Raw genomic sequence first — 24,587 nt, forward strand, 5'->3', positions numbered from 1 at the left:
CCGGAGGCGGCAAGCTTGCGCGGTGGCCCTCTCGATCCGTGACCTGTCGCTCGCCCTGCGATCCGGCGAGCTCTCCCCGACCGAGCACCTGCGCGACACGCTGGAGCGGCTGCGCGGCGACACCACGAACTCGGTGGTCACCCTCGACGAGGAACGCGCGACCGCCGACGCCGCCACGGCCACCGCCGAGATCGCGAGGGGCGAGTGGCGCGGCCCGCTGCACGGCCTCGCCGTCGGGGTGAAGGACCTGATCGACGTGGCCGGCCTGCAGACGCTCTGCGGGTCCGACGTGATGGCCGACTCCCCGCCCGCCGCCGCCGACGCCGCGATCGTGACGCGGCTGCGCGAGGCCGGCGCGATCGTGGTCGCGAAGCTGCACACCCAGGAGTTCGCCTACGGGCCCACCGGCGACACGTCGGCGTCCGGGCCGGCGCTCAACCCGCACGACCCGACGCGCATCACCGGCGGGTCGTCGTCGGGTCCGGCGGCCGCCGTCGCGGCAGGCCACCTGGCGTTGACGGTCGGGACCGACACGGGTGCGAGCGTCCGCACGCCCGCCGCGCTGTGCGGGGTCGTCGGCCTCAAGCCGACGCGTGGGGTGCTGCCCAAGGAAGGCGTGTTCCCGCTGTCGGACACCTACGACCACGTCGGGCTGCTCGCGGGCGACACGCATTCGGCGAGCGTCGCCTGGGACGTGCTGAGCCGCTCCGGCGGGACCGGTGGCGGCATCCAGCCGCCCGGCGTGTCGGGTGTGCGGGTCGGCGTCCTCACCGACCCGTACTGGCAGGCGGCCGATCCCGGCACGCGCACCAACGTGACCGAGGCGGTGGCGCTGCTGGAGAAGCAGGGCGCCCAGGTCACCGAGATCGCGACGCCCATGGTCGACCGGTTCGCCAAGATCTACTTCGACGTCTGCAACGCCGAGGCCTACGCGACGCACCGCGCCTGGCTCAAGACGCGCCGCGGCGACTACCAGCCCGCCACGCTGGAGCGGCTGGAGCCGAACGACCACATCACCGCGTCCGAGTACGTCGACGCGCAGCGCGCCCGGCTGCGGCTCACCACCGCGCTGCGGCAGGCGTGCGACTCCGTCGACGTCCTCGTGCTGGCGACGACGCGCCAGCCCGCCACCCCGTTGCACGCCACGACCGTGCAGATCGACGGCAGGACCGCTCCCGTCCGGATGGGCCTGCTGGAACTGACGCTGCCGTTCAACGTGACCGGCTGGCCCGCGGTGTCGGTCCCCGGCCCGTCGCCCGCCACGTCCGGGCAGTTCGCGGGCCTGCCCGTGGGGGTCCAGATCGTCGGCGTGCGACTGGAGGAGCGCGGCGTGCTGCGGGTGGCGGCCGCGATCGAGCGTTCCTGAGCCCCCGCGTACCGTTCCGCCGCATGGGTGAGCGTGCGCTGTGCGTCGTCGGGACCGGGCTGATCGGCGGCTCCCTGATCCGGGCCGCCGACAAGGCCGGGCGGACCGTGTGGGGCACGAGCGCGTCGGAGGGCACGGCCGAACAGGCCCGCACCGACGGCTACGACGTCACCACCGACCTCGACGCCGCCCTGCGCCGGGCCGTCGAGGCCGACGCGCTCGTCGTGCTCGCGACTCCGCTGCCCGCACTTCCCGACGTGCTGCGCCGGGTCGGTGCGGTCGCGCCGACGGTGCGGCTGACCGACGCGGTGAGCGTCAAGGTCGCGGTCGCCGACGAGGTCGCCCGCTGGGCGCCGATGGCCCGCTACGTCGGCGGCCACCCCATGGCCGGGACCGCCGAGTCGGGCTGGGCGGCCGGCACCGCCGCGCTGTTCACAGGCGCCCCCTGGGTGGTCGTCTCCGACGACGGTGCCGACCTCTCCGTGTGGGCCGACGTCGCCGAGCTGGCCTGGGCGTGCGGTGCACACGTCGTTCCGGCGGCGGCCGACGAGCACGACCTCGCGGTCGCCCGGATCAGCCACCTGCCGCACCTGCTCGCCGCGGTCCTCGCCGCCGTCGGCGCCGGGGAACCCGACGACGACCTCCCGCTCGCGCTGTCGGCCAGCTCGTTCGCCGACGGCACCCGCGTCGCCGGCACCCGCCCCGAGCTGGTGCTCGCGATGTGCGAGGGCAACCGCGACGCCCTGCTCGCCGCCGTCGACGAGGCGCTCGGCCGGCTGGGCGCGATGCGCGGGGCGCTCGCGTCGACGGGCGGGCTCGCCGCCACCGTCAACGCCGGTTACCTCGCGCGGCAACGCTGGTCGGCGACCCGGGAACCGCTCACCGAGCGGGTGACGCTGCGCGCCGGTGTCCTTCCCGAACTGCGGGAACTCGGCCGGCGCGGCGACGTGGTCGTCGGCTGGGCCGACTGACCCGTCAGGCCACCGGCTCGATCGCCCCGACGCGCCGCGCCAGCCCCGGGTAGTGCGCCACGATGCCGTCGGCGTCGACGGTGAGATCGGCGCTGAAGTCGCCCGAGCTGCAGTTCACCACGGCGGGTGACGTCCCGTCGGACACCGAGACCGTCCGGTAACGCCGGTCGACCAGCTCCACCGACAACGACGGCAACGACACGAACAGCACCGGGATGACGTGCTCCCCCGCTTCCCGGTGCAGGTTCAGCCTGCGGATCGGCAGCGTGTTGAACAGCGGGCTGCGTTCGAGGTCGACGTCCACCGCGCCGCCGAAGTCGGACCGGGTGCTGCCGGAGCCGTCGTCGAGCAGCCAGTAGCCGTCCTCGGTGCGGTTCATCGTCAGATGCCGTTCCCGGTCGGCCGTCGCCGCCGTGACCGACAGCCGCTCCACGACCCGGTCCTCGTTGACCGTCAGCCGGTACGACGCGGTGAGCTCACGGTTCGGGCCGGTGCGCACGACCCGGCCGAGGGCGCGGAACCCGGTCTGCCCGATGAGGACCCGGGCACCTTCCAGACCGACCTCGTCCTCGGCCTGCCACGTCACCATGCCGCTCATCGTTGACACGGTAGCCGGTGGAGGCCACCCGCTCCCGCCGAGGGGAACCCGGCAGGAGCGGCGGCCGTCACGTCATCACGCCTGGTCATCGACCGGGCGCGGGCTGTTCGGGATCGGGCACGAAGTCCTTGATCTTCCCGACGACCATGTCGACCTGGTCGTCGTGGCCGAACTTGTCCTTGACGATCTCCCCGAGCTTCTCGGCGCCGTCCTCGATCTTGTCGCCGTGCTCGTTGAGCAGTTCCTCGGCCTTGCCCTTGAGTGCGTCGAAGTCCACCATGTTGAGCCCCCTTCTCGAGCTGTCGGGAGACATCCTGGCCCGTGACACGATCGGGTGTCAGCACCCGGTGGGCTCAACCGCCGCCGGGCCGGGCCCGGGGGCGGGTGCCGGGGGCCGGATCGAGGTCGTCCGGCCCGAGGTCGTCACGCAGGCCGCGGAACTCGGGCCGCACCATCCGGCCGTCGTCGGACCAGCCTGCGTGGGCGATGTCGGCGACGACGACGGGCTCGCACCACTGCGCCCCGGCGCTGTCGACGCGCGGGACGTCCTCCCCGAACGGAGGGGCGATGCGGGTCAGGCCGTCGAGGGCGCCGTGCAGGACGCGCTGCACGGCGTCACCGGCGAGGCCCGCGGTGACGCGGCCGGTGAAGCGCAGCCCGTCGGGTCCGGGCAGCCCGACCAGCAGCGCCGCGATCCGCGACGGCGTCGACCGTTCGGCGCGGCGGCCGGCGATCAGGCACGCCGTCGTCGTGCGATGGGTGACCTCGATCCAGGAGCCGCCCCGGCCGGGGACGTAGGGACTGTCGGCCCGTTTCGCGACGACACCCTCCATGCCCTGTTCGGCCGTCGCGGCGAGCAGCGCCGCCCCGTCGGCGTAGGACGGCGACAGCGACAGCGCAGCCACGCCGGAGAGGTCGAGGCGTTCGAGGGTGGCGCGACGTTCGTCGAGGGGTCGCTCGGTGAGGTCGACGCCGTAGAGGCGCAGCACGTCGAAGGTCATGAAGGTGACGGGCCGGGCCGCCGCGCGCGCCGCGCTGACGGGGCCGTGGATGCGCTCGGCGAGCGCGGCGAAGCTGGGGACGCCGCGGTCGACGATGACGACCTCTCCGTCGAGGAGCAGGTCGGGCGCGACGGCGTCGAGGCCTGCGAGCTCGGGGAAGCTGCCGGTGACGTCGCGGCCGCTGCGGGTGTGCAGCCGCACCGCGCCGTCGCGGACGTCGGCGAGCAGCCGCATGCCGTCCCACTTGACCTCGAACACCCATCCGGGGCCGGTCGGGAGCGCGCCGGGGGTGGCGAGCATGGGCTGCACGCCGCCATGCTGTCACCAGAAGTCGTCACGCTGCGCCGTACGGGGCGGGTCGGGCGCGTACCGGACAGCAGACGGGAAGGCTGGGTGGCAGAGCGCCATGCGAGCGATGTGGAGCGGTGCGGTCTCGTTCGGGCTGGTCAGCGTGCCCGTCAAGCTGTACTCCGCGACGACCAACCACGACATCCGGTTCCATCAGGTGCACGCCCCGGACGGTGGCCGCATCCGCTACAAGCGGACGTGCTCCATCGACGGCGAGGAGGTCGAGTACGCCGACATCGTCAAGGGCTACGAGACCGAGGACGGCGAGCTGATCACCCTCGACGAGGGAGATCTCGACTCGTTGCCGGTCGCGACGGGCCATGAGATCGACGTCATCGAGTTCGTGCCGTCCGACCAGATCGACCCGCTGTTGTTCGACAAGAGCTACTACCTGGAGCCGGAGACGAAGGCCGCCAAGCCCTACGCCCTGCTCCGCGAGGCGCTGACCGACACCGACCGGATGGCCGTGGTCAAGGTGGCGTTGCGGCAGCGGGAGACGTTGGCGTTGCTGCGGGTGCGCGGCAAGGCGATCGTGCTGCAGACGATGCTGTGGCCCGACGAGGTGCGCGAGCCCGAGTTCGACATCCTCGACGTCGAGGTGGAGCTGCGGCCCCAGGAGCTGCAGATGGCGGCGTCGCTGGTGGAGAGCCTGGGTGCCGACTTCGAGCCGTCGGACTTCCACGACGACTACCGCGACGCCGTCGCCGACCTGATCGAGCGCAAGCGGACCACCGGCGACAGCCGCCCCGCCCCGGCGCCCGAGAAGCCCGCGGACGACGGCGACAGCATGACCGACCTGCTGACGGCGTTGCAGCGCAGCGTCGAGGCGGCCCGCGGGACGTCGGCCAAGCCGCCGGAGAAGGCCGCGGACGAGCCCGCCGAGGACAAGACCGAGGAGAGAGCCGAGGAGAAGGCCGAGAAGCCGAAACCGCGCCGACGCACCACGAAGAAGGACTCCCCGAAGGACGACGAGGAGGCCGTGGCGCCGCGCCGGCGCACCCGCAAGCCCGCCTAGAGGCGGCTCCTACGGCCCGAGGGCGTTCTTCGGCGGTGCCTGGTCCTTGGCGAGCGCCCCGAAGAGCGCCTGGGCGCGCGTCCTGTCCCAGCGGACGACGGACTCGCCGCCGATCGTCGGTGTGCCGCCGACCGGCACGGTGGTGGCGACGCCGTCGCCGCCCGACACCCCGCGCATCGACAGGCCCAGGCCGGCCAGGTTCCAGATGTGGTCGGAGCTGTCGACGGTGATCGTCCCGGTCATGGCGCTGCCGAGCGGCACGATGCGGAACGGGTTGAGCAGCGTCGCCGGGCTCGTGGCCTTGCTGATCAGCGCGGACAGGAACGCGCGCTGCCGGGCGACGCGGTCGAAGTCCGAACCGGCCGTGGCGCGGGTGCGGACGTAGCCGAGCGCGGTGCCGCCGTCGAGCTCCTGGCAGCCGGCCTTGATGTCGAGGCCCGCCTTGGGGTCCTTGATCGCCTGGGGGATGCACATGTCGACGCCGCCCACCGCGTCGACGGCGCCCACGAACCCGCCGAAGCCGATCTCGGCGTAGTGGTCGATGTGCAAGCCGGTGGCCGCCTCGACGGTCTTGATCAGCAGCTGCGGGCCGCCGAGGGAGTAGGAGGCGTTGATCTTCCCGCTGCCGTGGCCCTCGATGGGGACGTAGGAGTCGCGCGGGATGCTCACGAGCACGGGCCCGGAGCTGCCGCTGTGCAGCAGCATGATCGTGTCGGTGCGCTGGCCGACGTCACCGCCCGTCGCCAGCTCCTGCTGCTGTTCGTCGGACAGGCCGGCGCGGCTGTCGGAGCCGACGATCAGCCAGTTGGTTCCCTCGGAGCTGACGGCGCTGTCGGCGGGGAGGGCGTCGACACGCTGGAGGTTGACGTCGAGGTAGACACCGAAGCCGATGACCAGCAGGAGCAGCACGGCGACGAACGCCAGGACGCGGCGACGCCACCGCCCTCTGCGGGGCGGCCTCGTGGCCCGGGGCGGCGCGCTGCGCGGCGGGTCGAACCGGGCGGGCGGCCGGTCACCGGCGGGCGTCGTCGGCAGGACCGACGTGCGCGCAGGCGGCGGCCGACGCGCCCCGGGCGGCAGCCCGGCCGGCCGCGGCCGCTGCGGCTGTCCCCAGCCCGGCCCCTGGGCGGGACCGCGACGTTGCGGGGCCGGCGGTGGGCCGCCCCGACCGACGGGACGGGTCGGCCCCTGGTACCCACCGTCCATACGTGCTCTCACCCCGTCGACGCGTGCTCCGTGCGGCCCGGCAGGCCTCGGACCAGAGTGCCACGGACCGGGCGGACGGGGCGGTAGGGGCAGCCCCCGGGTACCGCCGGACGGCTAGAGCAGCGGCTCGCCCTCGAACTTCCCGAGCTCCTCGCGGTAGAACTCGATGCCGACGCCGTTGGGGTCGCGGATGTAGAGGCTGTTGTCGACGCCGCGGTCGGGCCCGAGATAGTCGATGCCCTCGGCCTCGAGCCGGGCCTTGGCGGCGTCGAACTCCTCGGGCGACGTCGACAGCGCCAGGTGCTGGACGGCGCCGATGGTCTCCTCGTAGTCGCGGTGGTCGTGGCCGGGGAAGTCGAAGAAGCCCAGCAGGTTGCCGTTGCCGATGTCGAAGAAGAAGTGGCTGGAGCCGGCGTAGTCCCGGTTCTCGACGAGCTCGACCAGCGGGAACCCGAGGGTGTCCTGGTAGAAGCGGATGGTCTGCTCGACGTCGCGACAGACCAGCGCGAGATGGTGCACGCCGCGCACGGTCGTCGGCGACCGGTCGGCCGCGGGGCGCAGGTACTTGTCGCGCAGCTGCCTCCGCCGCTCGCGGACGGCGTCCAGCTCGGCTCCGGCGGGCTGTGGCACGGTCGGCTCCCTTCCTCGAGGTCCCCCGGCGGCACCCCGGGGAACCCACCGTACGGCCGCCGTGGTTCCACGTGGAACACGTTCGAGTGAGTGTGTGCATGATCGACCCGTGGACCCCCTGCACGAGGACGACCTCGCCGAGGCCGGCGTCCTCGACCCGTCGCTGCACGCCCGCCGCGCCCGGCTGCCCGAGGCCGCGGTGCTGTGCTTCTTCCCGGAGGTCGTGGCCGCGTTCGTCGGGTCCGGGGCGAGGCGGATCGCGCGGCTGTCGTCGGAACGCGAGTCCGTGGTGTGGGAGATCGACGTCGGCGGGAGTCCGGTGGCCGTCGTCCATCCCGGGATCGGCGCCCCGCTCGCAGCGATGACCCTCGAAGAGGTGATCGCGATGGGCGCACGACGGGTCGTCGCCGTCGGCGGGGCCGGGGTGCTCGTGCCGGACCTGGTGATGGGGCACGCGGTCGTCGTCGACAGTGCGCTGCGCGACGAGGGCACGTCGGCGCACTACCTGCGTCCCGGCCGGGTCGTCGACGCCGACCGCCACGGCGTCGAGGTCCTGCGACGGACGCTCGACGCCGCGGGGTTGCCCCACGTCACCGGCCGTACCTGGACCACCGACGCCGTCTACCGCGAGACCCGCGCGCGGGTGGAGCGACGGCGCGGGGAGGGATGCGTGACCGTCGACATGGAGGCGTCGGCGTTCATCGCGGTCGCCCGCTTCCGCGGCATCCGATTCGCCCAGGTCCTGCTGGCCGCCGACTCCCTGGCCGGCCCGGAGTGGGACGCCCGCGGCTGGACCACGGCCCGCGAGGCCCGTGCCGGGCTGACGTCGGTCGCGGCGCGGGCGGCACTGGACCTGTGAGGTCGTGGCGACCATCGCCACTCGCCGGCTCGTTCAGATCGTGGCCTTGCGGATCGACCGGATGCCGACCCACAGGCCGATCGCCGCGGTCACCAGGGCCGCGACCAGACCCCAGAGGATCTTCACGTCGCCGAACGAGCCGGCGAACAGGATCCGCTCCGCGTCGACGATGTAGGTGAGCGGGTTGAACTTCGCCACGACCTGCATCCAGCCCGGACCGGTCTCGAGCGGCAGCATCATCCCGGACAGGATCAGCAGCGGGAACAGCAACGACTGCTGCACCGCCCAGAAGATCCACTCGGTCTTGCGGGCCGCGATCGCCAGCGCATAGGACAGCGCCCCGACACCGACCCCGAAGACCCCCAGGATCAGCAGCCCCACCAGCACGTGCAGCGGGTACAGCACGAACCCGAACGGGATCGCGACGAGCGTGATGATCGCCGCCTGCACGACCAGCGGCGTCAGCTCCTTGAGCGCCCGTCCGATCATGAGCGCCGACCGCGACAGCGGCGTCGCGAGGATGCGCTCGAACGCGCCGGTCATGATCTCGAACTGCAGCGTCGAGCCGGTCATCGACGTGCCGAACATCGTGATCATGACGACGACGCCGGGCAGGAACCACTGCAGCGACGACCCGCCGAACAGCTCACCGTCGCCGGCGAGGCCGGAGAGCAGGGGCCCGAACAGCCCCAGGAAGACCAGGGGCTGGAGCAGCGAGAAGATCAGCGAGAACGGGTCGCGCAGGATCGTCAACGTCTCGCGCCACCAGACGTGTCCGACGTCGGTGACCACGTTGGTCCGCGCCGGTGCGGGAGCTGTCAGGACCGCCATCAGGACTCTCCTTCGCGCAGCGAGCGACCGGTGAGGTTGAGGAACACGTCGTCGAGGGTGGGGCGGCGGGCGGCCGCGGCGACGACGTCGACACCTGCCTCGCGCAGCCGGGCGAGGACGCCGGGCATGGCGTGCGAGGCGGCGTCGACGCGGATCGAGAGGGCGGTGCCGTCCTCGCTCGGCGAGGAGTCCAGCTCGCTGCCCTCGGTGCCGAGCAGGGTGCGCGCGGCCGCCGCGTCGGCGGGGCGGACGATGACGGTCAGCCGGTCGCCCGCCTGCTTGGCCTTGAGGGTCTCCGCGGTGTCGTCGGCGATGATCGTGCCGTGGTCGATGATCACGACCCGCTCGGCCATCGCGTCGGCCTCGTCGAGGTAGTGCGTGGTGAGCACGATCGTGGTGCCGCGCTGCTCCCGGATCCGCGTGATGTGCTCCCACAGGTTGGCCCGGTTCTGCGGGTCCATCCCGGTGGACGGCTCGTCGAGGAACAGCAGGCCCGGCGCGTGGATCAGGCCGAGCGCGATGTCGAGGCGGCGCTTCTGCCCGCCCGAGAGCGAGCTGACCTTGCGCATGCGCAGCGCCTCGAGGTCGAGCGTGCGCAGGAGTTCCTCACCGCTCTCGGCCGCGGCGGCCTTGCTCATCCCGTAGAAGCGGCCCTGCATGAGCAGCTCGTCCCAGACCCGGTGGTTGTGGCCCGCGCCGTCCTTCTGACCGATGTAGCCGATGCGCCTGCGGACCTCGGCCGGCCGGGCCACCACGTCGACCCCCGCGACGGTCGCGGAGCCCGAGGTGGGCGGCAGCAGGCTGGTGAGCATCCGCAGCGTCGTCGACTTCCCGGCGCCGTTGGGGCCGAGGAAGGCGACCAGCTCGCCCTCGGCCACGTCGAGGTCGATACCGCGCACCGCCTCGATCCTCTCCTTGCCCACCGTGAACGTCCTGGCGAGCGACTCGGTGTAGATCATCCGTCCTCCGCATTCCGTACGGCGTACTGCGTCTGCGGGCGATACAGTACACCGTACGGAGACAGTCTCGCCAGGAAGGCCGCGAAATGGACGAACAAGGCGCGAGCGAGCCCGCCGCCGACGATCCGGGCGAGTGGGGCACGGCCGAGGGCCGCGCCATGATCCGGCTGCTCTGGGACCCACCCCCGCCACCGACGCGCGGCCCCCGGCAACGGCTCACCCTCGACCGGGTCGTCACGGGTGCGATCGAGGTCGCCGCCGCACACGGCGTCGACGAGCTGTCGATGCGCAAGGTCGCCCAGCACCTCGGCGTCGGCGCCATGAGCCTCTACACCTACGTCCCCGGCAAGGACGAACTGTTCGAGCTGATGATCGACCGCGCCTGGGCCGGCCGGGCCCTGCCCGACCCCGACCTCCCGTGGCGCGCGCAGGTCGAGTTCCACGCACGTGAGGCCTGGCGGATGTACCAGGCCAACCCCTGGCTGATCCGGTCCAACCTCTGGCGGATGCCGATGGGCCCGCACGTCCTCGACGCGCAGGAGGACCTTTACCGCGCCGTCGCGCTCACCGGGCTGACCGAGGCGACGATCAGCAGGGTCGCCGGGCTCGTGGAGTCCCACGTCTTCGGCGCCGCCCGCTCCGCCGTGACCGACACGAGCCTCTCCACCCGCACCGGCGTCGGCTACGACGACTACTGGGAGTCCCGGTCCAGCTTCTGGGGCACCTACTACTCCCCGGAACGCTTCCCGACGATGACCCGCATCTGGGAGAACGGTGGCTTCGACCAGGAGTACCCCGACGAGGCCTGGGAATTCGGACTGCGACTGCTGCTCGACGGCGTCGAACGCCTGAGGGACGGGGACACGTGATCGACCGGTTCGACGGCCACATCGCCGGCCTGGGCACGGCCGCGGGACTGCGCATCGTCGTGGGCCACTGGGAACGCTCCCCGTTGGGCGCCTTCACCGACGTCATGGCCGAACAACCCGACGGCCACCGGCTGTTGCTCGCGCCGACACCGGCCGTGGCCGAGTTCGTCTCCGCGACGTACACCTTCGACGAGGTGCGGATCCTGCCGGTGTTCGCGGCCGTCGACGGGCCCCGCTGGACCGTGCGCGCCGGACCGCTGGAGGCGACGTTCCGCACCGGCCGCCGAGCAGCCCTCGGCCTCCTGCTCGCCGCCGTCCCGACCCGCGTCGCTACGTCGATCCCCTGGGTGTCGGCGATCGACGTCGTCGCGCGGCGGGTGCTGCCCGGGGTGCGGACCCGCGGCAGCGCGGGCGGCGGCCGCGAGGAGTTCTACTGTGCCCGCGACATGCGCCGGGTGAGCGCCGCCGACATCCGCTGGGACGGCGCCGGCCAGGGCGAACTCACCCCCGTCGCCCCGCCCGTGCGGTTCGGGTTCGGTTCCACCCCACCCGGCCCCTCGGTCGTGCAGGTGACGACGCTGATCCGGCGCCGCGACTAGGCCTCCACCCGGGATCCACCCGGGCTCCACCCGTGGGTCGGCGCCATGGGCGGCGTCCGCGAGCAGGCTCGACATCGTGAACATCGAGCAGATCCTCATCGCGATCCTCGTCCTGGCCTGGATCGTCTACCGCCAGGTCCTCGGCCAGTACGCGAGCCGGACCAAGCTCACCTGGCTGCCGCTGGTCCTGGTCGCCCTCGGCCTCTACACGGTCGTGCAGGCCCATCCCACGATCACCGCCGCCGGCGGCGCGCTCATCGGGGCCGAGCTGGTCCTCACCGTCGTCCTCGGTTGGCTCCGGGGCCGCGCGGTCTCGCTGGAGACCCGCGACGGCTTCCTCTACCTGCGCGGCGGCGCCCCGGCGCTCGTGCTCTGGGTGATCTCCATCGGAATGCGTGTCGGCGTCGAGCTGCTCGCGCACAGCATCGGCGGCGCCACGGCCGCACTCGCGACGTCGACGATCGCGCTGTCGTTCGGGATCAGCCTGGGCGTGCAGGGCCTGGTACTGCGGCAGCGGATCCGTCACGACGGGCGGCCGCTGCAGGCGGACTCCCGTCGCGGCGGCACCCGTCCGCGCGCGACACTCGGCCGGTGATCCTCGACCCCAGACCCGGTCCGGTCCGCCGGATCACGACCATGGTCTGGCTCCCGATCATCCTGGGCGGGGCGGTCGTCGGACCGCCCCGCATCGGGGTGTCCGCACTGTCGATCGTGGGCAGCCTGCTGGTGATCGCCGGCTGGACGGTCATGGCGATCCGACCGGCCCGCCCGCCCGGGCTGCACGCCGCGGGGATCGCCGCCGTCGCCGCCGGTGGTGCGCTGCTCGTCGCCGACATCGGACGCTGGTCGATCCCGATCGCGTTCTGCTATGTCGCGGTCGCCGCCGCGGGTAGGCGACTGCCGCTGCCGTGGGCACTCGGCGTCCTCGGCGCGACAGCCGCCGCGCTGGCCGTCGCGATGTGGCAGCAGGAGCCGGTGCTGTCGATCGGCGTCGTGGTGTTGTCGCTCGTCAGCGTGCTGCTCATCGGGACGGCGCAGCGCACCGCCCGCCGCCGCGCGGAGGAACGCGAGGTGGCGCTGGCCGCCGAGGCCCGAGCCACGGAGGAGCACGCCCGCGCCGCCGCCCTCGCCGAGCGTGCCCGCATCGCCCGCGACGTGCACGACGTCCTCGCCCACTCCCTGTCCGCACTCGCCGTCCAGCTGCAGGGGGCGAAGCTGATGCTGCGCCGCGACGGCGCCCCCGACGACACCGTCGCCCAGATCGAACGCGCGCACCGGCTCGCCGTCGAGGGGCTCACCGAGGCCCGCCGCGCCGTGCACGCGCTGCGCACCGAACCCGTCGACCTGCGCGAGGGCCTGCAGGCGCTCGTCGACGAGCACCCGCTCGCCACCCTGGAGGCCGACGACGTCGGGCTGCTCCCGCCGCAGGTACGCGAGACCGTGCTGCGGACCGCGCAGGAGGCGCTGACCAACGCGCGCAAGCACGCCCCCGACGCACCCGTGCGGGTCCACCTGTTCCGCTCCCCCTCCGCGGACGGCGCCGCCACGGTGCTCGACGTCCGTGACGTCGCCGGTGCGCCGCCGCCGGCCGCCACGCCCGGGGGCTACGGTCTGGTCGGGATGGGCGAGCGTGCCGCGCTCGTCGGTGCCCACCTCGACGCGGGACCGACGGAGGACGGATGGCGGGTGACGCTGACGGTGCCGCAGCCGGCGTGACGGGTGCCGACCTGCGCATCGTCCTCGCCGACGACCAGCGCATCGTCCGCGACGGGCTCGCCACACTGCTCGGGCTGTTGCCGGGGATCACGGTCGTCGGTGCGGCCGCCGACGGCGACGAGGCCGTCGCGCTCGTCGACGCGCACCGGCCCGACGTGCTCCTCACCGACCTGCGGATGCCCGGCTGCGACGGCGTCACCGCCACCCGCCGCGTCCGCGAGGCCCACCCCGGCACGGCCGTCGTCGTGCTCACCACCTACGTCGACGACGACGCGATCGTCGCCGCCCTGCGGGCCGGCGCGGCGGGCTGGCTCTCGAAGGACGCCGACGCCGAGGCCATCGGCCGGGCCCTGCGCTCGGCGGCCGACGGGCACAGCACGATCGACGCCGCCGCCCTCGCGAAGCTGGTGGCCACCGGCCCGGCGCCCGCCGCGGCGACCTCCGACCCGCTGCCCGACGGGCTCACCCCCCGCGAGGCCGAGGTCCTGTCACTCATCGCGCAGGGGCTGTCCAACCGGGAGATCGCGCGCCGGCTCGTCGTCGGTGAGGCGACGGTCAAGACGCACGTCAACCACCTGTTCGCCAAGGCCGGGCTGCGCGACCGCGCCCAGGCCGTCACCTACGCCTACCGGCACGGCCTCGCCGACTGACCGTCGGCACCGGTCACTGGGCGCTCGTGGCCCGGCGCAGGGACAGCTGCCCGTCGGGGGTGCCCGTGGACGTCCACTGTCCCGAGTCCGCGGTCCAGCTCCGGCCGTCGTAGGTCACGGTGTCGAGCCCGAACCGGGCCGAGTGCGCGACCAGCCACGACGCGATCGCCCAGCCCCGCTGCTGCGGCTGCGGCCCCGAGAGCTTCGCGGTGCCGAGCTCGCGGGCCGCGACCGTCGCGACGTCGTCGCCGGGAACCTGCAGCGGCACGTCGCGGCATCGCAACGCCGCCGCCGACTGGCCCGTCAGCGCCATCGCGATCGACCGGGCCTGCGGCTCCCACTGCGCGTACGCCTCGGGGAAGGCCGAACGCTGCACCACCTGCGCGGCCTCGGTGAGGCTGATGTCCTGCCAGTCGGGCTGCTCGCGCAGCACCCGGTAGAACGCCGTCGCCGCGTAGACCGGATCGGTGACCTGCGCGTGGGTGCCCCAGCCCTGGCTGGGCCGCTGCTGGAACAGGCCGGCGGAGTCGCGGTCGCCGCCGTCGAGGTTGCGCAGCCCGGACTCCTGCAGGGCGGTGGCCAGCGCGACCGTCACCGCGTGCTCGGGCAGGCCCTCCGCGTAGCCGACGGCCGCGATGGTGGCGGCGTACTCGGCCTGCTCGACCGACAGCGTGATCTCCCGCTCGCCCGAGACCACGCAGCCCGGCTTCGGCTTGTTCACGGCCCGCCAGACGACGACCCCGATCGCGGCGACGATCACCAGGACGACGACCAGCAGGACCGCCGGGCCCTTCCGCACTCGTGCTCCCGGATCGTCTCGGCGCAGCGGCCCGCGGGACGGGGCCGTCACGACCATGGTGCCCGAGACCGCGGCGACGGCGGCGGCACGGCCACGCGCGGGGCGCGCCGGACACGCCGGGAGGGCACGGGCAGGGCCGCCGCGCCGGTCGGATCCTCCGTCCTCAGCAGACTCCGGCCGGCGGCATGCCCTTCGACTGTTCCCCGGCGCCGCCGCCGGTGACACGATGCCCGTCGGCGCACACCAGGTGAATCGGAGGACGACGTGAGCGAGGCGGACGACGGCGCGGACACCCTCGACGGCATCGTCGCCCGCTTCCGGCGGCGTGCCGAGGCGTTCGGCGCCACGGTCGCCGCGGTGTCCCCCGACCGGTGGGCCGATCCGTCGCCGTGTGCAGAGTGGACGGCGCGGGACGTCGTCGGGCACGTCGTCGACATGCACCAGGCGGTGCTCAAGCCGGTCGGCCGCGCGCTCAGCCCCGCCCCCAGCGTCGACGACGACCCGCTCGCCGCGTTCCTCGCCGCCCGCGCCGACGTCGAGTCGATGCTCGCGGACCCGGAGGTCGCCGGGCGTCCCGTCGACACCCCGATGGGTCGCGCCACCGCCGCCGGCCACGTCGACGCCGTGGTGAGCACCGACATGGTGCTGCACCGCTGGGACCTCGCGCGGGCGACCGGCCAGGATGACACGATCGACCCCGCGGAGGTCGAACGCCTGTGGCCGACGATGTCGACGATGCCGGAGATGATGCGCACGCCCGAGGCGTTCGGGCCCGGGATCGTCGTGTTCGGGCCGGTGGTTCCGGTGCCGGGCGACGCACCGCTGCAGGACCGCCTGCTCGGGGCGGCCGGTCGCGACCCGCACTTCACGCCGCGCTGAGCGCGCGCCGCCCCCCGGGAGCTCTCCCGCGGGGCCGCGCAGCAGGTGTTGCGGAGCACCGGATCCGAGACTCACAGATGAGTTCCGGGCCCCGCCGACGTTTTCACTGTGTGTGCCGCACGTGGTGGCGCCGGACCAGGAGGGACCGTCATGGACTGGAAGCTGGAGGTCATCGTGCTGCCGGTGGCCGACGTCGCCCGCAGCCGGAAGTTCTACACCGACCAGCTCGGCTTCTCCCTCGACGTCGACCACGAGGTGCGGGAGGGCACGCACATCGTGCAGGTCACCCCGCCGGGGTCGGCCTGCTCGGTGACGTTCGGCACCGGCCTGACCGAGTCGGAACCCGGGTCGGTGAAGGGTCTGCAGCTCGTCGTCGCCGACATCGAGGCCGCGCACGCCCACCTGGTCGAACGCGGGGTCGACGTCACCGAGGTCCGCCACGTCACCGAGACCGGGGAATGGGCGCCCGGCCAGGGCGGCCCGTGGAACTCGTTCTGCTTCTTCGCCGACCCGGACGGGAACGGCTGGGGCGTGCAGCAGCGCCCGCCCGCGGGCTGAACCGGGACGCGAGTCGACACTGATCACGCCGCGGAACGCGGTACAGTCTCCGCAATCGTGCGGCACCGCACGGGACTCGGGACCTGCGGCGCAACCGGGGGGTGTGGGTGCGGGACCACCGGCCTCGCACCCGCGCCGTCGTCGCAGGTCCGCGGGCTCGTCCGGCCCGGATCCGCCGCAGGGCGGATCCGGGCCGACGGCGGGACCTTCGACCCTCGTGCGCCCGCCGCTCACTTCCTAGCGTCGAGGCGTTCACCCGAGCGGGCGACGATGCCCCGGGAGACCGCCATCGGGGGCGGTCACCCGAGACGGGGGAGGAATGCACTCGACGTTCGAGATCCAGCTCGCCGTCGAGCGGTCGCCGCGCGGACACGTCGTGCGGGCCGCGGGAGAGCTGAGCGCACGTACCGGGGGACGGCTGGTCGGGCTCGTCGACAAGCTGATCGCGCACACGCCACGGCCCGCGGGGCCACGGGCGCTCGTCATCGACCTCGCCCAGATCCGGTCGTTCGACACCGACGGGGTGGACGCGCTGCGCCGGGCCCACGGCCGGGCCGGCTCGGCCGGTGTCGGGCTGTGCGTGACCGGCCTGGACGGTCGCCGCACCCTGCTGCCCCACGACGTCGACGGCATGCTCGACCGGCTGCCGGTCGTCGGGGCCACGGAGCTGACGGCGACGCAGCCCGAGAAGCCACGCCGACACCTGGCGGTCGCGACCGCCTGACCGGCGCACATTCCGCCGCACGCGAACTCGTTTGTTAATGAGTCGCCACTCAATTAGTGTCCGGCGCCGTGACGAGACCCGGCCGCGCCAGCCGCATGGCGCCCCACGATCGCCGCGCGGCGATCGTCGCGGCGACGCTGCCGCTCGTGCTGCGGGACGGACCCGCCGTCAGCACCCGGCAGATCGCCGAGGCCGCCGGCGTGGCCGAGGGCACGATCTTCCGCGTCTTCCCGGACAAGGACGCGCTCATGCGCGCGGTCCTGGAGAAGGGATTCGACCCCCAGGACACCCTCGATGCGCTCGCCGCCGTCGACCGCACCCTGCCACTGCGGCAACGCCTCGTCGCGACCGTCGTCGTGCTCCAGGAACGGCTGCGCGGCGCGTTCGGCCTCATCGGCGCCCTCGGGCTGCAGCAGCCGCCGGAACCCACCGACGAGCACAAGCGCCGCCACGAACACATGAACGACGCGTTCCGCGCGGCGATCGCCGAGATCGTCGGGCCCGACGCCGACACGCTGCGCGTCCCCGCCGCCGAGTTCGCCCGCGTGCTGCGCCTGCTCACGTTCTCCGCCACGCACCCACGCATCTCCGACGGTGTGCCGATGACACCCGACGAGATCGTCGCGGTCGTCCTCGACGGCATGCGCACCCCGCACCCGGCCGGCACCCCGGCCGCGGACCACCACGCCCGAACGATCGAGGTCTGAGAAGATGCTCGTCCGCCTCCTGCGCACCCACCTCCGCCCCTACTCGCGGCCGTTGCTGCTGGTCCTGCTGTTCCAGCTGATCGGCACGATGGCGTCGCTGTACCTGCCGAGCCTCAACGCCGACATCATCGACAAGGGCATCGCCCTCGGGGACACCGGCTACATCATCAGCACCGGCGGCTGGATGCTGCTCGTGACACTCGTGCAGATCGCCTGCTCGATCGCGGCCGTCTGGTACGGCTCGCGCACCGCGATGGGCTTCGGCCGCGACCTGCGGACGGCCGTGTTCCACCGCGTCGGCGAGTTCTCCGCCCGCGAGGTCAACCGGTTCGGTGCGCCCTCGTTGATCACCCGCAACACGAACGACGTGCAGCAGGTCCAGATGCTGGTCCTGATGTCCTGCACCATGATGGTCGCGGCGCCGATCATGTGCGTCGGAGGCGTGATCATGGCGCTCAACGAGGACATCGGCCTGTCCTGGCTGATGGCGGTCTGCGTGCCCGTCCTGATCGTCGCGATCGGACTCGTGATCGTTCGGATGGTCCCGAAGTTCCGGCTCATGCAGACCCGGATCGACACCGTCAACCGCGTCCTGCGCGAGCAGATCACCGGCATCCGCGTCGTCCGCGCCTTCGTGCGGGAGCCCGTCGAGACCGAGCGGTTCGGCCGGGCCAACGCCGACGTCACCGACGTCGCCATCGCGGCGGGCCGGCTGCAGGCGTTGATCTTCCCGATCGTCATGCTCGTGCTGAACCTGTCGAGCGTCGCCGTCATGTGGTTCGGCGCCGGCCGCATCGACGCCGGCGAGATGCAGATCGGCGCACTCACCGCGTTCCTGGCCTACCTGCTGCAGATCCTCATGGCCGTCATGATGGCGACGTTCATGGCGATCATGATCCCCCGCGCCTCCGTCTGCGCGGAACGCATCACCGAGGTCCTCGACACCGAGTCGTCGGTCGCCCCACCCGCAGCGCCCGTCAGCCCCCGCACCCGGGCAGGCGTCCTCGAGTTCGACGACGCGACGTTCGCCTACCCGGGAGCCGCCTCCCCCGTCCTGCGCGACATCACCTTCACCGCGCTCCCGGGCCGCACCACCGCCATCATCGGCAGCACCGGCGCGGGCAAGACCACGCTCATCTCGATGGTCCCCCGGCTGTTCGACGCGAGCGACGGCGCCGTCCGCATCGACGGCGTCGACGTCCGCGACATGGAACCCGAGGACCTCTGGGGACGCATCGGCATCGTGCCGCAGCGGCCCTACCTGTTCACCGGCACCGTCGCGAGCAACCTCCGCTACGGCAACCCGACCGCGACCGACGAGGACCTGTGGGAGGCGCTGCGGATCGCGCAGGCCGAGGACTTCGTGCGCGCCATGCCCGAGCAGCTCGAGTCCCCCATTTCCCAGGGCGGCACGAACGTCTCCGGCGGCCAGCGGCAACGCCTCGCCATCGCCCGCGCCCTGATCCGCAAACCCGACATCTACCTGTTCGACGACTCCTTCTCCGCCCTCGACCTCACCACCGACGCCCGGCTACGCGCGGCGCTGCGCCCGGTCACCGCCGACGCGACCGTCGTCATCGTCGCCCAGCGGGTGTCCACCATCGCCGACGCCGACCAGATCCTCGTCCTCGAGGACGGCGTGGTCGTCGGGAGCGGGACCCACGACGAGTTGCTGCAGACCTGTCCGACGTTCGTCGAGATCGTCGAGTCGCAGCTGTCCGCGGAGGCGGCCGCATGACCACCACCACCCCCACCCCGGGCGCCCCCGGGGGCAAGCCCAAGCAGGACGCCGAGACCGGCAAGGCCGCCCGCGGCATGGCCAACGCCCGCCGCGGCAACGGACCGCCCTGGATGGGCGCCGGCATGCCCGCCGAGAAGGCGTCGAACTTCGGCCCGTCGGCCAAGCGGCTCGCCGGCCTGCTCGTACCCCACCGCATCGGCGTCGCCGTCGTCGTCGCGCTCGGCGTGATCAGCGTGACACTCAACGTCATCGGCCCCAAGATCCTCGGGCACGCCACCGACCTCATCTTCGCCGGCGTCATCGGCCGCCAGCTCCCCGCCGGGCTCACCACCGAGCAGGCCGTGGCCGACGCCCGCGCCCGCGGCAACGGCACCGTCGCCAACGTCATCGAGGCGCAGGACGTCGTCCCCGGCGTCGGGATCGACTTCCACGCCCTGGGCCTCGTCCTGCTCGGCGTCGTCCTGATCTACGTGGCGTCGTCGCTGTTCGGCTACATGCAGGGCTACCTGCTCAACAGCATCGTCCAGCGCACCGTGTTCGTGCTGCGCCGCGAGGTCGAGGACAAGCTCAACCGGCTGCCGCTGAGCTACTTCGACCGCCAGCAGCGCGGCGAGGTGCTCTCCCGCGTCACCAACGACATCGACAACATCTCCCAGTCCCTGCAGCAGACCATGAGCCAGCTGCTCGTCTCGCTGCTGTCGGTCGTCGGCGTCCTGATCATGATGTTCCTGGTCTCCCCGCTGCTGTCGGTCATCGCGCTCATCACGATCCCCGTCTCGCTGTGGCTCACCAAGGCCATCGCGAAGCGCTCGCAGTCGCAGTTCGTGGCCCAGTGGAAGCACACCGGCGCCCTCAACGGCCAGATCGAGGAGGCCTTCACCGGCCAGGAGCTCGTCCGGGTGTTCGGCCGCCGCCGCGAGGTCGAGGCGTCGTTCGCCGCGAAGAACGAGGAACTCTACGAGGCCAGCTTCCGGGCCCAGTTCATGTCCGGGATCATCATGCCGTCGATGATGTTCATCGGGAACCTGAACTACGTGCTCGTCGCCGTCATCGGCGGGCTACGGGTCGCGTCGGGCGCCATGAGCCTCGGCGACGTGCAGGCGTTCATCCAGTACTCACGCCAGTTCACCCAGCCACTCACGCAGGTCGCCTCCATGGCCAACCTGCTGCAGTCCGGCGTGGCCTCGGCCGAGCGGGTGTTCGAGCTCCTCGACGCCGACGAGCAGACCCCCGACCCGGCGAACCCGTTGCGGCGCACCGAGCGTCACGGCCGGGTGGCGTTCGAGGACGTGTCGTTCCGCTACGTCGAGGACTCCCCCCTGATCGACGACCTGTCGCTGGTCGCCGAACCCGGCCAGACCGTCGCCATCGTCGGACCCACCGGCGCCGGCAAGACCACGCTGGTCAACCTCGTCCTGCGCTTCTACGAGCTCGACGGCGGCCGCATCACCCTCGACGGCGTCGACATCGCGAAGATGGAACGCGACGACCTGCGCTCCGGCATCGGCATGGTCCTGCAGGACACCTGGCTGTTCAACGGCACGATTCGCGCGAACATCGCCTACGGCCGACCCGGCGCCACCGAGGACGAGATCCTGGCCGCCGCGCGTGCGACCTACGTCGACCGGTTCGTGCGCAGCCTGCCCGACGGCTACGACACCGTCATCGACGAGGAGGGCAGCAACATCAGCGCGGGCGAGAAGCAGCTCGTGACGATCGCGCGCGCCTTCCTCGCCGACCCGTCGCTGCTGATCCTCGACGAGGCCACCAGCTCCGTCGACACCCGCACCGAGGTGCTGGTGCAGCGGGCCATGGCCGCCCTGCGCTCCGACCGGACCAGCTTCGTCATCGCGCACCGCCTCTCGACGATCCGCGACGCCGACCTGATCCTGGTCATGGAGGCCGGGCACATCGTCGAGCAGGGCACCCACGAGGAGCTGCTCGCCGCCCAGGGCGCGTACTTCCGGCTCTACAACGCCCAGTTCCTCGCGGCGACGGCCTCGCCGGAGTAGCCCCGCGCGTTTTTGCAGGAACGGCACTTTCCCGCAACCGGGTTGCGGGAAAGTGCCGTTCCTGCATGTCGGGGGTCAGTCGCGCAGGGTGTCGAGGCGACGCAGGAGCTCGTCGAGGACCGGCTCGGCCGTCGCCAGGTTCAGCCGCAGCATGCCCTCGTGGCCCGGCCCGAACCCGGGGCCACCGTCGAGCCGGACCCGGGCCTCGCGGCTCACCGTCCCCACCACGTCGTCCGCGTCCAGCTCCAGGGCGCGGGCGGCGAACCAGTACAGGTAGGTGGCCTCGGGGACGGGATCGTCACCACCCCGCCGCGCCAGCCACGCAGCGACCCGGTCCCGGTTGCGCCGCACCACCGCCAGCAGCCGGCGCTGCCACTCGTCGCCGTGCTCCCACGCCGCCAGCGTCGCCACCACCGACAGCGACGACACCCCGCCGAACAGCTCCGACGGATGGGCGTCCAGGGTCGCCCGCAGCCGCGGCGGCCCCCAGTGCCCCACCGCGCAGTGCAGACCCGCCAGGTTGAACGCCTTGCTCGCCGAGTTGAACGTGACGGTCCGGGCCGCCGCGTCCGCACCCAGGGACGCGAAGGGCACGTGCGCGTTCGGCGCGTGGACCAGCTCCGCGTGGATCTCGTCCGAGATCACCAGCAGGTCGTGCCGACGCGCGATCTCCGCGACCGCGGCCAGCTCCTCACGGGGCAGGACACGCCCGGTCGGGTTGTGCGGGTTGACCAGCAGCAGCACCCGGCAGCCGGCCGCGGCGTCGTCGAGCGCGGCCACGTTCATGTCCCAACCGTCGACCGTGCGGCGCACCGGAACGTCGACACGTTTGCGGCCCATCTCCTCCACCGTCGCCAGGAACGGCGGATAGCCCGGAGTGTGGACGGCGACACCGTCGCCCGGCGACGTCGCCAGGTGCAGCACCATCTGCACACCCTGGATGAGGTCGGTGTGCTCACGGACCTCGTCGGCCGGGACGTCCCAGCCGTACCGGGCGGCCATCCGCGCGGCGAACGCGGCGCGCAGCGGCGTCCCCGTCAGCAGCCACTCGGGGTAGCCCAGGTCGCCGCCGCGGATCAGCTCCACCAACGCGTCCGTGACCGGCTGCGGCGGCGCGAAGTCCATGTCCGCCACCCACGCCGCCACCGTGCCGGGCCCGGCCCGGCGCCACTTGATGCCCGGTCGGCGGGCGAGATCGGCGAGGACCAGGTCGTCGAACAGCGGATCACGGGTCACAGCAGCGACCAGGCCTCCGCGAGCACACCCCGCAGGATCTGCTCGATCTCGTCGAACTCCACCTGCCCGCACGTCAACGGGGGTGCCAGCTGCACCACCGGGTCCTGGCGGTCGTCCGGACGGCAGTAGAGACCCGCCTCGAACAGCGCCGCCGGCAGGAAGCCGCGGACGATCCGCTCCCGCTGGTCGGCGTCGAGCGTCGTCCCCGACGAGTCCGTGACCAGCTCGACCGCCCAGAAGTACCCGTCGCCGCGCACGTCGCCGACGATCGGCAGGTCCCGCAGCCGGTCGAGGGTCGCCCCGAACGCGCCCTCGTTGTCGAGGACCCGCTGGTGCAGGCCCTCCCGTTCCATGATGTCCAGGTTCGCCAGCGCCACCGCCGCCGACACCGGATGCCCGCCGAACGTGTAGCCGTGCGGGAACGTCACCTTGTCGGCCAGGAACGGCTCGATCACCCGGTCCGTCGCGATCATCGCCCCGATCGGGCTGTACCCCGACGTCATGCCCTTCGCGCACGTGATCAGATCGGGCACGAACCCGAACTTCTCGCACGCGAACGTCACGCCGTGGCGGCCGAACCCGGTGATCACCTCGTCCGACACCAGCAGGACGTCGTGACGGTCGCAGATCTCGCGGACCCGCGCGAAGTACGACGGCGGCGCCGTGAAGCAGCCACCCGAGTTCTGCACCGGCTCGACCACCACCGCCGCGACCGTCGACGCCCCCTCGAACAGGATCGCCTCCTCGATCCGGTCGGCGGCCCAGCGGCCGAACGCCTCCGGGTCGTCGGCGTGCACCGACGCGCGGAAGATGTTCGTGTTCGGCGCACGGAACCCACCCGGGGTCAACGGCTCGAAGTCCTGCTTCATCGCCGGCAGCCCGGTGATCGCCAACGCCCCCTGCGTCGTCCCGTGGTACGCCGACATCCGGCTGATCACCTTGTGCTTCGCCGGCTTGCCGGTGAGCTTGAAGTACTGCTTCGCGACCTTCCACGCCGTCTCGACGGCCTCACCGCCGCCCGAGGTGAAGAACACCCGGTTCAGGTCGCCCGGGGTGAGGTCGGCCAGCCGCTCCGCCAGCTGGATCGCCGACGGGTGCGCGTACCCCCACACCGGGAAGAACGCCAACGTCTCCGCCTGCCGCGCCGCGACCTCCGCCAGCTCACGCCGACCGTGCCCGACCTGGACCACGAACAACCCGGACAGACCGTCCAGGATGCGCCGGCCACGATCGTCGTAGACGTAGGCGCCCTCCCCCCGGACGATCACCGGGACGGGCGAGTCCGCGTACCGGCCCATGCGCGAGAAGTGCATCCACAGGTGGTCGGCGGCTCTGCGGCCGAGCGCGGCGGCGTCGGACGGCGTGGGCTTCTCGGCGAGGGTCAACGTTGGTCCTCAGGTGTGGGGTCACGACCGGTCGCCCCAGGATGACGCCCCACCCCGCAACGGTCCAGCGATGACCGCGGCCCCCGCCTCGACGAGACGGGGGCCGCGGGTGTCACCGGGTCAGGTCAGAAGCGGAAGTTGCCCGCCGACTTCGTGACGTGCCCGAAGATGCCGTCGACGAGCCGGTTGATGTCGACGACGTGGCAGGTCTGGTGCCCGCCCGCGCGGGTCGGGTTCTGCGAACCGCCGTGCTGCCCGTGGCCCTGCTGTCCGCCATGGCCGTGCGGCTGACCGTGCCCGTGCTGCTGACCGCCTGGACGGGCCGGGGTCTGCGAGCCGCCGTGCTGCGGGCCGTGCCCGCCCGGCCGGCCGTGCTGGTGACCACCGGGCCCGTGCTGCTGATGCCCGCCGACCACGTGGCCGTGGCGGTGCCGACCCTGGTGGTCGTGACCCTGATGCCGGCCCGGGTTGTTGTGATCGGCCCGGTGATGGCGGCCGTGGTCGTGTCCACGGTCGTGTCCGCCACGCGGATCAGCGTGTCCGTGTCCGCCCCTCGGGTCGCCGTGTCCGTGACCACCACGCGGGTCATCCTGCCCATGACCACCACGCGGACCACCGTGGCCGTCGCCGCCCCGGGGGCCGCCGTGGCCATCACCCCCACGCGGACCCCCGTGGCCATGCCCACTGTCGCCCGGGTTGCCGCCACCACCAGGGTTCCCACCACCCGGATTGCCGCCACCCGGGTTCCCGCCACCAGGGTTCCCGCCACCAGGGTTCCCGCCACCAGGGTTCCCGCCACCAGGGTTCCCGCCACCGGGGTTCCCGCCACCGGGGTTCCCGCCACCGGGGTTCCCGCCACCGGGGTTCCCGCCACCGGGGTTCCCGCCACCGGGGTTCCCGCCACCGGGGTTCCCGCCACCGGGGTTCC

25 protein-coding genes and 1 pseudogene are annotated in these 24,587 nt (G+C 72.8%); 16 read left to right on the forward strand and 10 right to left on the reverse strand.

Annotated elements, in window-relative coordinates:
- Positions 1-22 precede the first annotated feature (22 nt).
- The gene (locus AB7F12_RS07630; RefSeq protein ID WP_428500785.1) at positions 23-1,366 is read left to right on the forward strand and encodes an amidase; all 1,344 of its coding nucleotides are present in this window, start codon (positions 23-25) and stop codon (positions 1,364-1,366) included.
- 23 nt (positions 1,367-1,389) lie between these two features.
- Positions 1,390-2,337, forward strand: coding sequence for a prephenate dehydrogenase (locus tag AB7F12_RS07635; protein WP_428500786.1), 948 nt, complete (start codon positions 1,390-1,392; stop codon positions 2,335-2,337).
- A gap of 4 nt (positions 2,338-2,341) precedes the next feature.
- Here AB7F12_RS07635 and AB7F12_RS07640 read toward each other — a convergent pair whose 3' ends face one another.
- From AB7F12_RS07640 to AB7F12_RS07650, 3 genes are all read right to left on the reverse strand, one after another.
- Entirely contained in the window at positions 2,342-2,935 is a 594-nt protein-coding gene (locus AB7F12_RS07640) for a putative glycolipid-binding domain-containing protein (RefSeq protein ID WP_428500787.1), read from the reverse strand.
- A gap of 85 nt (positions 2,936-3,020) precedes the next feature.
- Positions 3,021-3,215, reverse strand: coding sequence for an antitoxin (locus AB7F12_RS07645; RefSeq protein ID WP_428500788.1), 195 nt, complete (start codon positions 3,213-3,215; stop codon positions 3,021-3,023).
- A gap of 73 nt (positions 3,216-3,288) precedes the next feature.
- Positions 3,289-4,236, reverse strand: a complete 948-nt coding sequence (locus AB7F12_RS07650) for a DNA ligase (protein WP_428500803.1) — start codon at positions 4,234-4,236, stop codon at positions 3,289-3,291.
- A 106-nt stretch (positions 4,237-4,342) separates the two neighbouring features.
- Here AB7F12_RS07650 and AB7F12_RS07655 point away from each other — a divergent pair, with 106 nt between their 5' ends.
- The gene (locus tag AB7F12_RS07655) at positions 4,343-5,299 is read left to right on the forward strand and encodes a Ku protein (protein ID WP_428500789.1); all 957 of its coding nucleotides are present in this window, start codon (positions 4,343-4,345) and stop codon (positions 5,297-5,299) included.
- A 9-nt stretch (positions 5,300-5,308) separates the two neighbouring features.
- On the opposite strand, the gene AB7F12_RS07660 is transcribed toward AB7F12_RS07655, so the two are convergent.
- Complete coding sequence (locus AB7F12_RS07660; protein ID WP_428500790.1) at positions 5,309-6,208, reverse strand: LCP family protein; 900 nt, start codon at positions 6,206-6,208, stop codon at positions 5,309-5,311.
- A gap of 411 nt (positions 6,209-6,619) precedes the next feature.
- A complete protein-coding gene (locus AB7F12_RS07665) occupies positions 6,620-7,135 on the reverse strand; it encodes a VOC family protein (RefSeq protein WP_428500791.1) in 516 nt (171 codons plus the stop codon).
- Between the two features lie 109 nt (positions 7,136-7,244).
- Between AB7F12_RS07665 and AB7F12_RS07670 the strand changes: the two genes are divergently transcribed.
- Positions 7,245-7,994 carry a nucleoside phosphorylase gene (locus tag AB7F12_RS07670; protein ID WP_428500792.1) on the forward strand — a complete coding sequence of 250 codons (750 nt, stop codon included), beginning with the start codon at positions 7,245-7,247 and terminating at the stop codon, positions 7,992-7,994.
- 33 nt (positions 7,995-8,027) lie between these two features.
- Here AB7F12_RS07670 and AB7F12_RS07675 read toward each other — a convergent pair whose 3' ends face one another.
- Entirely contained in the window at positions 8,028-8,825 is a 798-nt protein-coding gene (locus AB7F12_RS07675) for an ABC transporter permease (protein ID WP_428500793.1), read from the reverse strand.
- Positions 8,825-9,784, reverse strand: coding sequence for an ATP-binding cassette domain-containing protein (locus tag AB7F12_RS07680; RefSeq protein WP_428500794.1), 960 nt, complete (start codon positions 9,782-9,784; stop codon positions 8,825-8,827). The genes AB7F12_RS07675 and AB7F12_RS07680 overlap by 1 nt, the downstream gene beginning before the upstream one ends.
- 86 nt (positions 9,785-9,870) lie before the next feature.
- On the opposite strand from AB7F12_RS07680, the gene AB7F12_RS07685 reads away from it, so the two are divergent.
- The 5 genes from AB7F12_RS07685 to AB7F12_RS07705 all read left to right on the forward strand — a co-directional run bounded on the left by AB7F12_RS07685 (position 9,871) and on the right by AB7F12_RS07705 (position 13,618).
- Positions 9,871-10,653 (forward strand): TetR/AcrR family transcriptional regulator, encoded by a 783-nt coding sequence (locus AB7F12_RS07685; RefSeq protein WP_428500795.1) that lies wholly within the window; start codon positions 9,871-9,873, stop codon positions 10,651-10,653.
- Entirely contained in the window at positions 10,650-11,252 is a 603-nt protein-coding gene (locus AB7F12_RS07690; RefSeq protein WP_428500796.1) for a hypothetical protein, read from the forward strand. Before AB7F12_RS07685 ends, AB7F12_RS07690 begins: the two co-directional genes overlap by 4 nt.
- A gap of 76 nt (positions 11,253-11,328) precedes the next feature.
- On the forward strand, positions 11,329-11,847 hold the full coding sequence (locus AB7F12_RS07695; RefSeq protein ID WP_428500797.1) for a hypothetical protein: 519 nt from the start codon (positions 11,329-11,331) through the stop codon (positions 11,845-11,847).
- Positions 11,844-12,968: a sensor histidine kinase gene (locus tag AB7F12_RS07700; protein ID WP_428500798.1), complete on the forward strand. Its 1,125-nt coding sequence runs from the start codon at positions 11,844-11,846 to the stop codon at positions 12,966-12,968. The genes AB7F12_RS07695 and AB7F12_RS07700 overlap by 4 nt, the downstream gene beginning before the upstream one ends.
- The gene (locus tag AB7F12_RS07705) at positions 12,932-13,618 is read left to right on the forward strand and encodes a response regulator (RefSeq protein WP_428500799.1); all 687 of its coding nucleotides are present in this window, start codon (positions 12,932-12,934) and stop codon (positions 13,616-13,618) included. Before AB7F12_RS07700 ends, AB7F12_RS07705 begins: the two co-directional genes overlap by 37 nt.
- A gap of 13 nt (positions 13,619-13,631) precedes the next feature.
- Here AB7F12_RS07705 and AB7F12_RS07710 read toward each other — a convergent pair whose 3' ends face one another.
- Positions 13,632-14,417: a hypothetical protein gene (locus tag AB7F12_RS07710; protein WP_428500800.1), complete on the reverse strand. Its 786-nt coding sequence runs from the start codon at positions 14,415-14,417 to the stop codon at positions 13,632-13,634.
- A gap of 264 nt (positions 14,418-14,681) precedes the next feature.
- Here AB7F12_RS07710 and AB7F12_RS07715 point away from each other — a divergent pair, with 264 nt between their 5' ends.
- The 6 genes from AB7F12_RS07715 to AB7F12_RS07740 all read left to right on the forward strand — a co-directional run bounded on the left by AB7F12_RS07715 (position 14,682) and on the right by AB7F12_RS07740 (position 21,038).
- On the forward strand, positions 14,682-15,296 hold the full coding sequence (locus AB7F12_RS07715) for a TIGR03086 family metal-binding protein (RefSeq protein ID WP_428500801.1): 615 nt from the start codon (positions 14,682-14,684) through the stop codon (positions 15,294-15,296).
- A gap of 150 nt (positions 15,297-15,446) precedes the next feature.
- Positions 15,447-15,854, forward strand: a complete 408-nt coding sequence (locus tag AB7F12_RS07720; protein ID WP_428500802.1) for a VOC family protein — start codon at positions 15,447-15,449, stop codon at positions 15,852-15,854.
- 319 nt (positions 15,855-16,173) lie between these two features.
- Positions 16,174-16,578 (forward strand): STAS domain-containing protein, encoded by a 405-nt coding sequence (locus AB7F12_RS07725; RefSeq protein ID WP_428502466.1) that lies wholly within the window; start codon positions 16,174-16,176, stop codon positions 16,576-16,578.
- Positions 16,579-16,646: 68 nt separating this feature from the next.
- The gene (locus AB7F12_RS07730) at positions 16,647-17,285 is read left to right on the forward strand and encodes a TetR/AcrR family transcriptional regulator (protein ID WP_428502467.1); all 639 of its coding nucleotides are present in this window, start codon (positions 16,647-16,649) and stop codon (positions 17,283-17,285) included.
- A 4-nt stretch (positions 17,286-17,289) separates the two neighbouring features.
- Positions 17,290-19,023 carry an ABC transporter ATP-binding protein gene (locus AB7F12_RS07735; protein ID WP_428502468.1) on the forward strand — a complete coding sequence of 578 codons (1,734 nt, stop codon included), beginning with the start codon at positions 17,290-17,292 and terminating at the stop codon, positions 19,021-19,023.
- Entirely contained in the window at positions 19,020-21,038 is a 2,019-nt protein-coding gene (locus AB7F12_RS07740) for an ABC transporter ATP-binding protein (protein WP_428502469.1), read from the forward strand. Before AB7F12_RS07735 ends, AB7F12_RS07740 begins: the two co-directional genes overlap by 4 nt.
- Before the next feature lie 75 nt (positions 21,039-21,113).
- Here AB7F12_RS07740 and AB7F12_RS07745 read toward each other — a convergent pair whose 3' ends face one another.
- Together AB7F12_RS07745 and AB7F12_RS07750 are read right to left on the reverse strand one after the other, a co-directional pair.
- Positions 21,114-22,274 carry a MalY/PatB family protein gene (locus AB7F12_RS07745; protein WP_428502470.1) on the reverse strand — a complete coding sequence of 387 codons (1,161 nt, stop codon included), beginning with the start codon at positions 22,272-22,274 and terminating at the stop codon, positions 21,114-21,116.
- Positions 22,271-23,659 carry an aspartate aminotransferase family protein gene (locus AB7F12_RS07750; protein WP_428502471.1) on the reverse strand — a complete coding sequence of 463 codons (1,389 nt, stop codon included), beginning with the start codon at positions 23,657-23,659 and terminating at the stop codon, positions 22,271-22,273. Before AB7F12_RS07750 ends, AB7F12_RS07745 begins: the two co-directional genes overlap by 4 nt.
- Before the next feature lie 158 nt (positions 23,660-23,817).
- Here AB7F12_RS07750 and AB7F12_RS07755 point away from each other — a divergent pair.
- Positions 23,818-24,587: pseudogene (locus AB7F12_RS07755) on the forward strand (hypothetical protein); the annotation flags it as partial.

It is taken from the genome of Pseudonocardia sp. (assembly GCF_050250275.1).
In the GTDB taxonomy this organism is placed as follows: domain Bacteria; phylum Actinomycetota; class Actinomycetes; order Mycobacteriales; family Pseudonocardiaceae; genus Pseudonocardia.